Consider the following 15,150-nt stretch of genomic DNA (forward strand, 5'->3'; position numbering starts at 1 on the left):
TCGTTCAGCAATGGACGGGGCTTTTTCTTTTGCCGCTCATGGAATGACTTTCGTTAGGAATTTGATTGGCTGTAAATTGTCAAAGTCAATCAACCCGACTAATATGAGGATCAAAGCCTACATTCCAATTTTATGCATTGCGTTGATTTTATTCACGTATACAACAGATGCACAGCGAAAAAGAAAAAAATCAAATGCCCCGGCCACGCTAACCTACGATCAAACGGTCTATGAAGGTATGAAATGGCGCTCTATCGGCCCCTACAGAGGTGGAAGAGCCGGAACTGCAACCGGAGTTGTCGGGCAGCCAAACGTTTACTATATGGGTACCGCCGGAGGTGGTGTCTGGAAAACCACCGATGCTGGTAGTACCTGGTTCTGTATTTCCGACGGTTACTTCGGCGGATCTATAGGTGCCGTTGCGGTTTCAGAATCAGACCCAAATGTCATTTACGTTGGTGAAGGAGAGCAAACGTTGAGAGGTAATGTATCCTCCGGGAAAGGCGTATGGCGATCTACCGATGCCGGGGAAACATGGAAATTCATTGGATTAAAAGACTCAGAACATATCAGTCGCATCCGGATTCACCCGACCAATCCTGATATTGTTTATGTCGCCGCCATTGGAAATTTGTGGAAACCCAATGAAATGCGAGGTGTCTACCGTTCAACTAATGGCGGAGAAACCTGGGAAAGAATACTTTATGTCAGTGACAAAGCAGGAGCCGGAGACCTGGTACTCGATCCAAACAATCCAAGAATCATGTTTGCTGCGTCATGGCAAATGAAACGCAATGGATACCGCATGGACAGTGGTGGACCGGATAGCAAGCTCTTCAAAAGTACAGATGGAGGTGACAGTTGGGAAGAAATCACGACCAATAAAGGATTACCTGATGGTCCTTGGGGTATCGTGGGAATTGCCGTTTCGCCCATGAATTCAAAACGTGTCTGGACCATCATTGAAGCAGATAATGGAGGGGTATTCAGGTCAGACGATGGTGGTGCCAATTGGAAAAAAGTAAACTCCAATCGGTCTTTGAGGCAAAGGGCATGGTATTACAGTAGGATCACCGCAGATACACAAAATGAAGACATTGTTTACGTGATGAATGTAAGCTATGGGGTGTCCAAGGATGGAGGTAAGACTTTTGAGTTGAAACGAGCGCCGCATGGAGACCATCATGACATCTGGATCGATCCGAATGATAACCAGAGAATGGTTATCGCTGATGATGGCGGAGCACAAGTATCCAATGACGGTGGAGAGAACTGGACTACCTATCATAACCAACCTACTGCGCAGTTTTACCGGGTTACGACGGATAATGTTTTCCCTTACCGTATTTATGGTGCCCAACAAGACAATAGTGCAATTCGTATCGCACATCGAACCGCTGGTTCCAGCATTGGCGAAAGAGACTGGGAACCTACAACCGGAGGTGAAAGTGCCCACCTGGCTCCGGACCCATTAAATCCTGATGTGGTATATGGGGGCACCTTCAAAGGATACATGTCGCGGCTGGATCATTCAACAGGTCAAAGTAGATCTACTAACGTATGGCCGGATAATCCTGCGGGATCTGGTGTGGAAGTCATGAAGTACCGCTTCAACTGGAACTATCCGGTTTTTTACAGCCCTCACAATGGTAAAAAACTATACGCAGGATCAAACTACTTGCATGTTACTTACAACGAAGGCCAGTCCTGGGAGGTCATCTCTCCAGACTTGACACGTGGAGTACCAGAAACCCTTTTGTCATCGGGTGGCCCCATCACTCAGGATAACACAGGAGTAGAATTCTATGGGACCATCTTTGCAGCCGAAGAATCTGAACAAGAGGAAGGTGTGATCTGGGTTGGCAGTGATGATGGGTTGATCCATGTTACCAGAGATGGTGGAGATAACTGGGAAAACGTGACACCTCCTATGTCACCCGAACGAAACATGATCAATTGCATTGATGTCAATCCGCATGTTCCCGGTGGGGCTTATGTTGCGGCTACGTCCTACAAGTTCGGGGATTATACGCCATATCTCTACAAAACCAATGATTATGGTAAGACCTGGGAATTGATCACTTCGGGGATCGATGCTACCCATTATACACGAGCGATTCGTGCTGATCCGGGAAGAAAAGGATTACTCTATGCAGGAACAGAGTGGGGGATGTACGTTTCATTTGATGATGGTGCTTCCTGGTCAAGTTTCCAGCTCAACTTACCCATCGTAAGTATCCGGGACCTGGCGGTGAAAGATAACAACCTAATCGCAGCAACACACGGGCGTAGTTTTTGGTTGATTGACGACCTAAAGCCGCTACATCAATTAAGTGATGAAGTCGCTCGTTCTGAGTTCTATTTTTTCCAGCCAAAGGAAAGTTACCGTATGAATCAACGTGGTGGTTCCGACAGGATTTCAAGAACAGTAGGTCAAAATCACCCTAATGGTGTATTGTTCAATTATTACCTGAAAGATTTTGATGAAGAAGCGGGTAAGGTGTCCATCGAAATCATGGAAGAAGACGGAGAGCTAATCCGTAAATTCAGCAATCGTTCGAAGAATCGAAGAGAGAAACTCACGACAAAAGCAGGAGGCAATCGCTTCGTATGGAACATGCGCTATCCTGGCTTTTTAGAGTTTGATGGGATGATCCTTTACAGTTCACCCAATAATGGGCCTAAAGCCGTGCCTGGTACCTACATAGCTCGATTGACAGTCAATGGCCAATCAATGGAACAGGAATTCACCATCAAGAAGGACCCAAGGTTACCTAACACTATGGAGGATTATCAAAAGCAGTTTGACTTTTTGATTTCAGTCAGAGATAAAGTCTCAGAGGCACATCAAGGCATCCGGGATATCCGATCTACGAGAGAAGACCTCAAGTATCTGAAACGAAAGATTAAGGATGATGAATTATTGAAAGAAATAGGGGAGTTGGCAGATCAATTGGATGAAGACATGTCTGAAATTGAGAACAATATCCATATGACCAAGAATCAGAGCTATCAGGATCCTTTGAATTATGGTATCCGAATCAATAATCGATTGGCATTTCTAATGGCAGATCAGCAACGTGGAGATTATCCACCGACAGATCAAGCCATCGAATTCAAGACGGAGGTTGAAAAAGAGCTTGACAAAGAATTACAGGCCCTAAAAACCTTAATGGAAGATCGCATCAGAAAAATAAATGATTTAATTAAGGATAAAGGCCTGAAAATGTTGAAGTTAGAGTCCTCCAGTGAAGGTTCTTAATGAAGATAATCTTCGTTTAAAGCCGATTTAGGCCGTTTTTTTAAGGATTTTTAAGCCCCAGCAACGTTGGGGCTTTTTTAATCCCCATTCAGACAAAGATCAGCCGGTTGAGTCAGTCCTGCTTCTTGGTTATGGGCTGTATTCACATCTTTGAGGCATAAGAAATAGGAACCACCACCCAAGTAAGTTAAAAACGTAAACCAAGTAGCTATGCGAATTCTTAAATACATTTATGAGTGCTTCTTTAGCAAACCTTCCGAATATCAACTGAGAAAGAACGTCAAGAATCCTAACTTGTACATGGTCTTTTTTCAGGGGAAGCGAATCCATGAAGGTACTTATAAAAGTTGCCAGGAATTTTTATTAGGACAAAGAATTGAAGTAAGTCCATCCTTATATAAAGATTAATTAGTTGAGTGAAGTTTGAGAATCAACCTCTGTATACTACGGAGGTTTTTTATTATCCTGTATTTTTCAAATCCTTTAAAATAGGAATCTCTTCTCAGACTTCTAAACAATCATATTAAGCACTTTTTCTATTAGTACCTTAAGCAAATGATCACAATAAGTTCAGCAAACATGGATGAACTCAAGTCTTTATGGAAAAGGCTTGACGGAGAATACGAATTGGTGGAAAGAATACACCTGGACCGTGATCAGCTCGATTATCAAATGACAGTGGTTCGTTCCTCACAGAATGAAATGAGTCCGGTTTTGAAATGCGTAGCTGAGAAGGTTTTTGAACATGATGATATCCTTCACGATGAGTCATTTTTCATCGATTTCACCTACAGCAATTTTTTAGATCGGGTAGAGGACGAAATCGGTGGAATTAAAAAGTATCCTGGTATTGCAAGATTGACCTTCGTCTGGAAGGAACTCACTCAGATGGAAAAAAAGATGCTTTACAATTACCTTAAGGACCTTGCTGACGCCCACGAAAAGGAATCGTTACAATGCTGATTATCTAAGCATAACAGTCATTGAACCTGAAACACTTACGATTTTAGTCATCTAATCGAATAGTTGTCTTTTTCGAAACAAAACCGCTTTCCTTCGTACAATAAATCGTTTTTTGAGTTGTTATACCATCAACATGCAAAAAGTCAATCTTATTTAAACGGATAGAAGTTTGGCATCAGGTTTGCATAACAGGTAACAAGTCTAAACATAAATTAAAGAGGGGTATGAAAGCTGTGAATTACATTTTCAACGTGTTTTTTGGTAAGAATTCCGAGTATCAAATAGAAAAAGATCCTGCGGACAATAGTCGCTACAGGGTTATCTATCAGGGTATGGCCATATATGTCGGTTCTCAAAATGGTTGTGAACAATACGTGAGTAAACTAGGTTAGAAAGATATAACTCATTAAGAATTAGCAAATTAGAGCATCAGCAATGGTGCTCTTTTTTTGTGCTTTATGATTACATCAGTGTACTATGAGGAAACGATATGAATTTCTGTGGACTGATTGTACTGAAAGGAGTTGTCGTTATCTCAAGGAATTTGGAATGATCCATAGAATACAGATTAGATTTGTTTTCTAACCCAAGAATAAGTCATGCCCCATATCCTGAACAAATCCCTGATCTTTCTAACGCTGATCAGTTGTTCAACCGCCCTAAAAGCGCAGCCATTCTCCAGAGCGGATTCATTGCGGGGCAGTATCACAGAAGAACGTGCCTGGTGGGATTTGACCTATTACCATCTCGAATTAGAAGTTTTCCCAGAAGAACAGCGAATTGAAGGAAGTAACCTTATCACTTACAAGGTTCTCAAATCACATAACGTCCTGCAATTTGACCTTCAACGCCCCTTGACAGTAACCAAAGTACTTCAAAATGGTCTTGAACTGGATTTTCGTCAGGATGGGAATGCCTACTTTGTCTCATTGATCGATGCGCAAGTATCTGGCGAAATCCAGGAAGTTCAGGTGTTTTACGAAGGGAGTCCCCGAAAAGCGGTCAGGGCACCATGGGATGGAGGATTTAGCTGGAAACAGGATGATCTGGGCAACCACTTTATTGCCACCTCATGTCAGGGGCTTGGCGCCAGCGTATGGTGGCCGTGTAAAGATCACATGTACGACGAGGTTGACAGCATGCGGTTAAGTGTGGAAGTACCTCAAAACCTTGTTGATGTCTCGAATGGTCGATTAGAGAAAGTGGACCGAAACAAGAAAAAGAAAACCAAAACCTTCCATTGGTTCATCTCTAATCCTATCAACAACTACGGAGTAAACCTGAACATTGGCAACTACATCAGCTGGAAAGAAGTCTATGAAGGAGAGAAGGGACCTCTGGATATTACCTATTGGGCACTGAAACAGGATGAGCAAAAAGCCCGTGACCAGTTCCTTGAAGTACCTCGAATGTTGAAAGCATTTGAACATTGGTTTGGGCCATATCCCTTTTATGAAGATGGGTACCAGCTGGTACAAGCACCTTATTTGGGGATGGAACATCAGAGTTCGGTTACTTACGGTAACAGGTTTGATAATGGATACCTGGGCCGAGATCTCAGTGGAACCGGTTGGGGACTCAAATTCGATTTCATCATCGTACATGAATCTGGCCATGAATGGTTCGCCAACAACATCACCCATCAGGATATCGCTGATATGTGGATCCATGAAAGTTTCACTAACTACTCAGAGAGTCTTTTTGTCGAATACCATTTCGGGAAAGAAGCGGGACAGGAATATGTCAGAGGAACCCGAACAAATATTGAGAATTCAAAACCCATGATCGGGAACTATGGCGTCAACGATGAAGGCTATCCCATAGATGTCTATTATAAAGGAGGTAACATCCTAAACATGCTTCGATCCATTGTTAAAGACGATGCCAAATGGCGAGATTTATTACGGGCGCTTGGAATAGAGTTTTACCATTCCACTACGAATTCAGCGGAGTTTGAGCAATTCATTGCTCAATTTCTTGGATTGGATCTGTCCCTATTTTTCAATCAGTACTTGAGAGATTCTCGGATCCCAATATTCGAATACTACTTCAAGGAAGGTAACCTTTATTATCGCTGGACCAATACCATTGCTGACTTCACAATGCCTGTTGATGTCGTGTTAGGGGATGCTGAAGTTCGATTATCAGTCTCTAATTCATGGGCCAATATGGAGATTGATGCTAATTCACTACGAGTCAATCCTAACTATTATATAGGCATTCTCAAAAGCAGATAGATCAGATACATTCCAAAACACTAATAGTACTTAGTCAATAGACATGTAAATTCTTTTCCCTCATTTACTTAACAATTATGAAACTAATATATTACTTTCACGTTTGTTAAGTAAATCACAAGTTGATGAAAGAAGTATCCATTGGGGAATTTGAAGAATTAGTATTGTTGATGGTGGCCGCATTGCACGATGAAGCCTACGGCGTACTCATTCTACAAAGTCTGGAAGAGAAGCTCAATAAAAAAGTGAACATCAGCGCCATACACGTGGCATTGAAAAGGCTGGAAACAAAAGGCCTGGTCAATTCCCATTTTGGCGGCATTACTCAGGACAGAGGGGGCAGACGCAAGAAATTCTACGTGATCACAGCAGCGGGCAAAAAAATTCTGGATAATCAATACGCCATACGAACGAGTTTGTACCAGCAAATTCCCAAGATCAGTTTTGGTAATGGATAATTACGCATCCCATAAAGCCATACAGTTCTTGCGTTGGTTCTGCAAAGCTGAGTTTCTTGATGAAGTAGAAGGAGACATCATTGAACTATATGAGCTCAGACAAGCACAACATCCCGGAAAGGCAAACAGACAATTGTGGTGGGATGTAATTCGCTCGTTTCGCTGGGTCAATTTGAAAAAGGTCAATACTCAAAATAATACACTAAGCATGTTCAACAATTACTTCAAGGTCGGGTTCCGTAACCTAACACGAGATTATCGGTTTTCCGTAATCAATCTCATTGGGCTTTCTATGGGGCTTTCGGTATTTCTGCTCATGATCATGATGATCAGACACGAATTTAGTTTTGACACTTTCCACTCCAATGCAGATCGGACGTATCAGATCATACAGGAATTTCGGCAGTCAGACGGTGCGGATCCTGAGATATGGACGCCAACACCTTTGGCTGCAGCCATGCTAGCAGAAATTCCAGCTGTCGAATCAAGTATCTACCTACAAGGAACAGCATCTAATTGGGTGACGGTTGAGGAAAAACGATTTTTCGAAGAAGATGGCATGATCGTAGGGTCTAACTTCTTCGATATTTTCAATTTTGAATTGATCCACGGTGACCCTCTTAAGGCACTTGCCTCAAAACGGTCAGTTGTCATCTCAGAAGATCTAAGTTTCAAGTACTTTGGTTATGAAAATCCAATAGGAAAAATCATTGAATACGAAGCATATGGCCCATTTACGGTGACCGGTGTACTGAAAAACGTTCCCAACAATTCCTATCTGCAATTTGACTTTGTTCTGACCCAGGATATCGAAACTTATTTAGAGAATGTGGTTTCCTGGTACCCGGATTGGTACCGATCCTGGCAGGGCCATGCCGTCAGTACTTTCGTTGTATTGAAAGATGGCACAGCGTTAGAGCATATTGAAAATCAAATCAGTGACCTGGTCCGAAGAAATCTTGATGTAGAAGAAGTCAACAAGTTCTATTTACTCGGATTACTCGACTTACATTTTGGTTCAAATGGTATCGATGGTCGTATCAATCAGCACATCAAAGGAGATATCGATAAAGTAAATCTATTCAGTGTGGTTGCAGTAGTGATTATGCTGATGGCTTGCTTCAATTATATCAATATCACCACAGCTCGATCCATCAAGCGTCATAAAGAAGTTGGCGTCCGAAAATCTATTGGAGCTTTTCGGTCTCAATTGATGATGCAATTCCTCGTAGAATCATTTTTGCTGGTATTTCTATCGCTGGTTTTATCTCTCATATGCAGTTATTATTTAGTACCATTATTTAATGAGATAGTAGGACTGAATCTATTATTTTCATGGGAATTGATCATTGACCTGATGCCCTGGTTCCTTGGAATCGCCGTTCTTGTGACTATGTTTTCCGGTTTTTATCCAGCGATCGTACTAAGTCACACCTCAGCGTTGGTCTTAGTACAAAAACTCTCTGCAAGGGGAACCAGAGGAAGTTTACTTAGAAATGGCCTGGTCACCATTCAATTTGGAGCTGTGATCATCATTGCTGCATGTCTATTGATCATTAATGATCAGTATCGCTACATGAGTGAAAAATCTTTGGGACTGAAAACGGAAGAAATCGTAGTGGTTGAAATCAATAGCGGGGCTGTTCGAAACAACTACCTTACCATCAAGAATGAATTAAAAACCAATCCGGCGATCAAAGAAGCTACAGGGATTACCCGGGTATTTAGTGGGTATCGATCTCCCGTATCTATCATAGGAAATACAGCGGATGACCTTGAAACAACTGGTGCCATGAAATTTTATGGCATTGACCATGAGGCACTTAAGGTATTTGGGTTAGAATTGGTAGCAGGAGAGGGCTTCAGCGGAATTGCAGGAATAGACAGCACCTCCGTTCTCTTAAATGAAAAGGCTGCAGAACTGTACGGTGGCCATCAAATTCTAGGCCAGTGGATTGATCTGGTCGAAGATCAAGGTGACCATGGAGCGGAGCTAAAAGCGCGTGTGATTGGTATTGTGAAAGACTTCCATTTTGAATCGTTGCATCAACCCATTAAGCCAACGATTATCGGCTATTACAAAAGCCCCTTTGAATCTATAGACGATATCATCATTAAAATAGACGCGAGTCGGATTGAACAGGCACTCGCTCATATTGAAAAGGTTCACAATACATATGACAAGAATGATATCATGGATTGGGAGTTTCTCGATGACATGACACAAAGAGCCTATGAAGATGAAGTGATCTTTAGAAATGTGATGACCATGGCCTCTATCGTTTCCTTGTTTATCGCATTGCTGGGGATGATTGGAATGATCTCCTACAACATCATTTCTCGCACGAAGGAATTTGGTATTAGAAAGGTATTGGGCGCTACGTTTGTCCAATTATTGATCGTACAGGGCAGGGTATTCGTCAAATACCTACTGGTAGCATCCATGATTTCGATTCCTGTCGCCTGGTGGATTTCCAGCAATTGGTTAGCCGCTTACGCCTTTAGGATCAGCATGACACCTATGCCATTTTTATGGATCGTGCTGGGATTATCATTGCTCACAGGCCTGACTGTCTATTACTTAGGCAGCAGTACTTTTCGTCAAAACCCGACAAATGCATTAAGAAACGAGTAGTGGCTATCAAGGAATTTTCGAGCTTGAAAAATACTTTGAATTAATGGCAGCGGGGATAGCTACTACAAGAGTATTTTCCAATGCATGTTTGGTAGCTACTGGAAGGTACCTGGGGATACGGATCATCTGCTGATGATGGCGGATACATTTCACTATGGAAATGATACTTTTCAACAAAGAGCTATTTGTATCAAAATCAATCAATAAGGAGGGTAATCACACTCTATTTAACATAATATAAATTATATAACAAAACAGACTATTGTGCCGCCTGAATGCCGATATCTTCGGGCTGTTTGTTACATAATGATATTATGTTAACCAGCAAAGCTGGACGACTATAGGGCTGCATCTGATCTTAGTAATTCGGTGACGACACCTTGAAGCTTGTTATATAATTGGCCATTATTTTAAATAGCCGCTGCGCCATCGCTGGCAGCCTGTCCACCGATCGCTCAATGGCACAGCGACTATTAAATGATTCTCTGTGCTCCAGATATTATCTCTATATCTTTGAATGATTCTACAGCGATCCTGTGGCCTTGCTGGCTTACCCGCGCCATCCCTAACCTCTGCGACAATAAAGTCCCACCCGCTTTTTGGCTAAGGCCAAATTTGGGACCTTAGAAAGTTTAGTCTGTTGTTTTGATCACTGACCAGTTGTCTAAATCTTAATTCCTGAATTCTGCATCTATATCCTGATGCTCTATTTTTCAATAGCTGTATCAATGGTCAAGAATTCTTCAAATACGCGATTCTCAGACGTCAGGAATTTTAACCATTTTAAGACCTGATTAATTGCTTAGGCTTTCAACGAATTTAGCAGGCTTTCCATGAATTTGATTCCAATAAGTTTCTGTGATTTCTGGAAACTACTGTTTTTTCGAAATTCCTAAACGTTGCTTAGTTGCCTTAGGTAATGTTATGTCTACATGGCCTTGTGCCGGCCAGGCATTTACTTTCTGTCTTGATACAGAAAGTAAACAAAGAGATCAAGCCAAAATCAAGCTTCTGCCCACAAGGCGAACACACCCCCCGCGATTTTGGCTGGCCAACGCTCTAGGATCTGCTCCACATGACTATTTCTGCTCTGATTCAGGCAATTGTTCTGCTTTTAATTCTGTATCAATTCGATTGAAGAAATCAATTAAGAAATTGAAATCCAAAGCTATTTCCTGAAAGTCTATTGGTAACTCTTCAAATTTGTGAATGATATATTCTAAGTAAACATGAAGAATTCTATTTCGGATATCAACTGGTGCGCTGTAATTGATTAAGTCATCAAGGTGATCAGCGATTTTATCTGTTACTTTAGAGTTTTTATGGACGGAAATGGATTTAGACATTGTTTTATTAATATAGTAATGAACAATGTAAATATAGGTTTAACCTATATTATTACAAATAGAAACAATGTTTATTCTTTACTTTTCATTGAATAATCCTATAAAAACATTGGTCAAAACTATATTTATCTCATCCAGAGTTGATTTTCGTAACTTTACAGTTAGAATGGAAGAAAGAATCAACAGAATTAAAGAAGTACTTGTCATTAAGGGTATCAGCCAAAAAGACTTGGCCGAGAGAATGGGCAAAAACCCCAATACAATCACTTCAATCTGTAATAACAAGTCTCAACCTCATTTGAAGGACTTGAAAAAAATGGCTGAGATCTTGGAGGTAGATATTAGGGATCTGTTGGTAAGTACTCTTTAGTCGATTGACTTAATTATTATCAATATTTCTTAGAGACTTCAAAACTGATTTATATTGCCTAAACTCTGTGTCTCTCGGGTTCATTTGCAATATGAAATTTACTTTTCCCAGTAAATGTTCCACATAATTGCTTTGTGTTATATTTTCATGCTCCATATGATTCTGCAATCCAAATTTTTGTATAAAATACATAGTTTGTCTTAACTTATTTCTCTTAGCAAATGGTACTTGACGCTTATCATTTACAACTACACCTGTTACTAACTGACGCATATTTCTTGTCATCAATTGTACTTTTTCTTCATTAATTTCTAAACCATTTTCATCGAAAATCTTTTTCACTTTTTCGAATAGTATTTCAGATTGGAATTCTCCTGAAAATGTTAAATCATCAGCGTATCTGGTATACTTTATTTTATGCTTTTTACAATACTCAGATATCTGATAATCTATTTGGCGAAAATAAAGATTTGACAAATATGGGCTAGTTGGAGCCCCTTGAGGAAGCGCGCCGTTTAAAGTACAAAGTTTTGCTAATAAATTAGAAACAATATTGGAGTAACTAAGATCATGAAAAATTTTCTCAATATTTTGAAGGCTAATTGATGGAAAAAAGTCTTTGATATCCATGCAAAATACCATTGGCTGATTGACATGATAATCAAGGTTGCTTATTATCCCTACTTTAGGCCTATACGCTTTTGCGAAAGGACTGACTTTTATCTTTTTTAAAATCGATTGTAGTATCCAGTACTGTATCTCCTTTAGGCTAGGTAATGGTTCTGCTAATTCTCTACTCTGACCATTTTTCTTTTTGATTTCAAATCTTCTGTAAAAAAAATCAGGATAAAAAACTGCTCGTTTTATATAGTCTTTTTTATAGCCAACTAAGCCTGCAAGGTGCGAAGTATTATATATGACAGGTAAACCTTTTTTTAAAATAGGTTCAGCATAACTTAGACACGCATCAATATTACTTTGAGTATAGCCAGCTTCTAGTGCCTTTTTTTGGAATTGGACCCTATATTCTTCGATCATCCAGAATTTTCGTTAACTGAGGTTGAGATCGAAACCCCAACACTCAGTATAATGAATACCGGATTTTAATGTGCCCGGCCCGGAGGGTAAAATCCATAGGGCGACTTTGTCGAGGGTACATTAAAATCCGGAACGCTAGAAAGAACATTCACCTGAAGAACAGTGACTTCACTGCTCCTTTACTTTATCAAGTAAAAATGTCAGTTCATTCTGGTTAGGAACAAAAATAACGTTTTTGTCTAGTTTCCCAACCTTCGAGTCTTTTTCTTCCTGAATCCAATCTTCTTTTCTATGATTTTTAAATTCCAATTCTAGATCAGCAAGTACCTCTATCCCCTTTTGAGTTACAATCAAATTCCTATTATCGATTTCTAAAAGTTTTTGAGCAATTGCTATATCAGTAAGTTGAGCAACGTCACTGAAATCAATTCCTTCCCGCGTCAGACGTTTTACGGAGCCATTTTTTGCTACTACATCCAACAAAATGTATATATATTTATTTTGACTCACTATTTATCTAGGAAATGCAGGTTCAAATTCTTTATTCTTGTATTTATGCTTCATCCAAAAGATTGGAAAAGTATTGTTTGGGGTTCTTTCATTGAATGTTACTAATGCTTCTGTCTGATTCATTCCAAATGAATAGTCTCTATTTAATTTCGGAATTAGATTTTCCACCTTTTTCATGAGCTCCGATTTGTTTGTCAATGAAGTGTCCGTATAAAAGTCGCTTATCCCCTTTTTATACTTTTGATATACATAAAAATCTATTCCTCGAGCCTGTAATTCATCTAAAGCACTTTCCTGAGCCCCAAATACAACCAAGGTTATCTTACTAGTCGGAATTTTGAAAATACTATTTAACTCATTTAGCGCAATCAAAGCGGTTTTTCCTGAGCCAATGTAATCATCAACCACAAGAAGACGTTCATTATCCTTCAATTTTAGTCCATCATAAGAATCAATAAACTTCGTATTTGAAGTTTTTAATCTCGTTGTTCTAGGTGATAAAGATTTAATTATATAGGTAGCTCCATGACCACTTTTTATTTTTCCGTCATCGGAAATCTTAATTATAGGTCCTATGTATAGTCTCTTGAAGCTACTTGAAATCTTATCAATAAATTCCAACATCTGATAAACACCAGGCTCTGATTCATTAAATTTTATCCAATGATATCTATCCAGTAATTCTAAGATCAGGTCTTGCTGTTCTTCATTGATATTAGCTACTAAATTAGACAATGCATCAAATGCATCTCTGCTGTAATGATTTTTCGACCACCCCTTCTCAAAAAATATGGAATACAGTTTTGAATAGATATTTGAGTTCATTCTGTTTTTAGAGAATCATTGGATAAAACCAAGTTTAGTAAAAAATTGGGTTTTATTATGCAATTCTATTATTCTTTATTCCAGTTGTGAGCTAAATATTGAGTTGCTATATTGGAAAAAAATAGCCTTAGATGTTTTAGTTTAAAATGAAAGTACTAATTGCAGGATCAAATCACCATTCAAACTCAGACGAATTTCAGAAAATTTGTTTTCAGATAGGTCAAGAACTTTCCAGATTAAGTCATCATCTAATTTTAGGGTCTGACAATCCGAAAACCGCAGATTTTCATGTCTTTCAAGGCTATAATTCAACTAAACTTATCAGCAATAAAGCATTTGTAATACGACCTGCTGACAAAAAGGAGACACCTTTTCATGAATTCAGGAAGGATTTAAATATTGTTTATTTACGAAAGGGAAGAAATTGGGCTTCGGGAAGAACACATCAAGTTCTAGCATCGGACGTAGTTCTTACCATTTCTGGTGGTAGAGGAACTGAAAATATTATTAGTACTGCTATGGCTTTAGGTAAACCAGTTCTTCCTGTTCCTAGTGGTAAAGGAATATCTGAGACGGTATGGAATGAACTCGATAAATCGAGTAAAGGTGTTTTTAAAGTTTTGAATAACGTATCCATTCTGGAAGAGAAATGGATTGAAACCAATGCCAAAATAATCGCTGAGTTCGTACAGCCATTGTACAAGAAAAACCCCTTTCGAATCTCAAGATTCGATCTTTCTGAATTGTTTTTATTGTTGGCATGTATTTTGGGAATACTAATATGGCTATTTCTTTTTTCGACGATGGTAGACGTTGGAATCTCAAAAATATTTCAGTTGAGCTCTGCTAGTGTTCTCATGGGAGTAATATTACGAAATGGAATAAAACGACTAAATGAAGATGGATTCTACCTTTCTCTCAGAATTGTACTAGTCGAACTAGTCGTTGGCGTACTAACTGCAATTGGACTACTCTTTTTCTATATTTCAGGAGGATTAGTGATAGAAGGAGGTTTTGAGTTTTTGCAAAAAACCGATTTAAATTCAATTTACAGAATAGGTATTTCAGTATCTATCATCGGATTAGGCAGTGGATATTTAATAGAAAAATATTCAGGTAAACTAGGTGATCTATTGAGAAACCAGATTGAAGAGTAATCTTAAAAGAGTTTTGTAGGACTTCATTCAGGCCCTCCTGCTTTATTGTCCTGCCCTTGTTCGCTTGGCCTTTGGGACAAAAAGTTAAGGCCTTCACGAACCTCCTAAGCTATTTAACATAACGCAAACATTATATAACAAAACAAGCTTTGTTGCTGCCTGAACGGTGATATCTTCGGACTGTCCCGTTATATAATTATATTATGTAAAACTGGCATCAAGGCCAGTGAATATGAATGTGTCTGCTCTCGAAGTTTGTTTCTGGTTGGTCACGACACTCCGAAGATTGTTATATAATTCGACATTATTTTAACCGGGCAGCCGGCGCTGTAGCCGCTGCGCCATCGCT

At 39.6% G+C, this 15,150-nt stretch carries 12 protein-coding genes; 8 read left to right on the forward strand and 4 right to left on the reverse strand.

All coding sequences use genetic code 11. The annotated features are described in order from the left end of the window. The first annotated feature begins 103 nt into the window (after positions 1-103). The 6 genes from R8G66_01105 to R8G66_01130 all read left to right on the forward strand — a co-directional run bounded on the left by R8G66_01105 (position 104) and on the right by R8G66_01130 (position 9,555). Entirely contained in the window at positions 104-3,262 is a 3,159-nt protein-coding gene (locus R8G66_01105; GenBank protein ID MDW3190929.1) for a glycosyl hydrolase, read from the forward strand. Positions 3,263-3,841: 579 nt separating this feature from the next. Continuing rightward, the gene (locus R8G66_01110) at positions 3,842-4,225 is read left to right on the forward strand and encodes a hypothetical protein (GenBank protein MDW3190930.1); all 384 of its coding nucleotides are present in this window, start codon (positions 3,842-3,844) and stop codon (positions 4,223-4,225) included. Positions 4,226-4,449: 224 nt separating this feature from the next. Next, the gene (locus R8G66_01115; GenBank protein ID MDW3190931.1) at positions 4,450-4,617 is read left to right on the forward strand and encodes a hypothetical protein; all 168 of its coding nucleotides are present in this window, start codon (positions 4,450-4,452) and stop codon (positions 4,615-4,617) included. Positions 4,618-4,824: 207 nt separating this feature from the next. Next, positions 4,825-6,462 (forward strand): M1 family metallopeptidase, encoded by a 1,638-nt coding sequence (locus R8G66_01120; GenBank protein MDW3190932.1) that lies wholly within the window; start codon positions 4,825-4,827, stop codon positions 6,460-6,462. Between the two features lie 125 nt (positions 6,463-6,587). Then, positions 6,588-6,920, forward strand: a complete 333-nt coding sequence (locus tag R8G66_01125; GenBank protein MDW3190933.1) for a helix-turn-helix transcriptional regulator — start codon at positions 6,588-6,590, stop codon at positions 6,918-6,920. Further along, on the forward strand, positions 6,913-9,555 hold the full coding sequence (locus R8G66_01130; GenBank protein MDW3190934.1) for an ABC transporter permease: 2,643 nt from the start codon (positions 6,913-6,915) through the stop codon (positions 9,553-9,555). The genes R8G66_01125 and R8G66_01130 overlap by 8 nt, the downstream gene beginning before the upstream one ends. Before the next feature lie 1,079 nt (positions 9,556-10,634). On the opposite strand, the gene R8G66_01135 is transcribed toward R8G66_01130, so the two are convergent. Next, complete coding sequence (locus tag R8G66_01135) at positions 10,635-10,901, reverse strand: hypothetical protein (GenBank protein MDW3190935.1); 267 nt, start codon at positions 10,899-10,901, stop codon at positions 10,635-10,637. A gap of 166 nt (positions 10,902-11,067) precedes the next feature. On the opposite strand from R8G66_01135, the gene R8G66_01140 reads away from it, so the two are divergent. Then, positions 11,068-11,271 (forward strand): helix-turn-helix transcriptional regulator, encoded by a 204-nt coding sequence (locus tag R8G66_01140; protein ID MDW3190936.1) that lies wholly within the window; start codon positions 11,068-11,070, stop codon positions 11,269-11,271. A gap of 9 nt (positions 11,272-11,280) precedes the next feature. Here the strand turns inward: R8G66_01140 and R8G66_01145 are convergent, their stop codons facing one another. The 3 genes from R8G66_01145 to R8G66_01155 all read right to left on the reverse strand — a co-directional run bounded on the left by R8G66_01145 (position 11,281) and on the right by R8G66_01155 (position 13,644). Further along, positions 11,281-12,309, reverse strand: a complete 1,029-nt coding sequence (locus R8G66_01145) for a reverse transcriptase family protein (GenBank protein MDW3190937.1) — start codon at positions 12,307-12,309, stop codon at positions 11,281-11,283. Between the two features lie 168 nt (positions 12,310-12,477). Then, the gene (locus R8G66_01150) at positions 12,478-12,789 is read right to left on the reverse strand and encodes a hypothetical protein (protein ID MDW3190938.1); all 312 of its coding nucleotides are present in this window, start codon (positions 12,787-12,789) and stop codon (positions 12,478-12,480) included. Between the two features lie 33 nt (positions 12,790-12,822). Next, positions 12,823-13,644, reverse strand: coding sequence for a hypothetical protein (locus tag R8G66_01155; protein ID MDW3190939.1), 822 nt, complete (start codon positions 13,642-13,644; stop codon positions 12,823-12,825). Between the two features lie 146 nt (positions 13,645-13,790). Between R8G66_01155 and R8G66_01160 the strand changes: the two genes are divergently transcribed. Further along, positions 13,791-14,801: a hypothetical protein gene (locus R8G66_01160; protein MDW3190940.1), complete on the forward strand. Its 1,011-nt coding sequence runs from the start codon at positions 13,791-13,793 to the stop codon at positions 14,799-14,801. The last annotated feature ends 349 nt before the right edge of the window (positions 14,802-15,150 follow it).

This window comes from Cytophagales bacterium, assembly GCA_033344775.1.
In the GTDB taxonomy this organism is placed as follows: domain Bacteria; phylum Bacteroidota; class Bacteroidia; order Cytophagales; family Cyclobacteriaceae; genus JAWPMT01.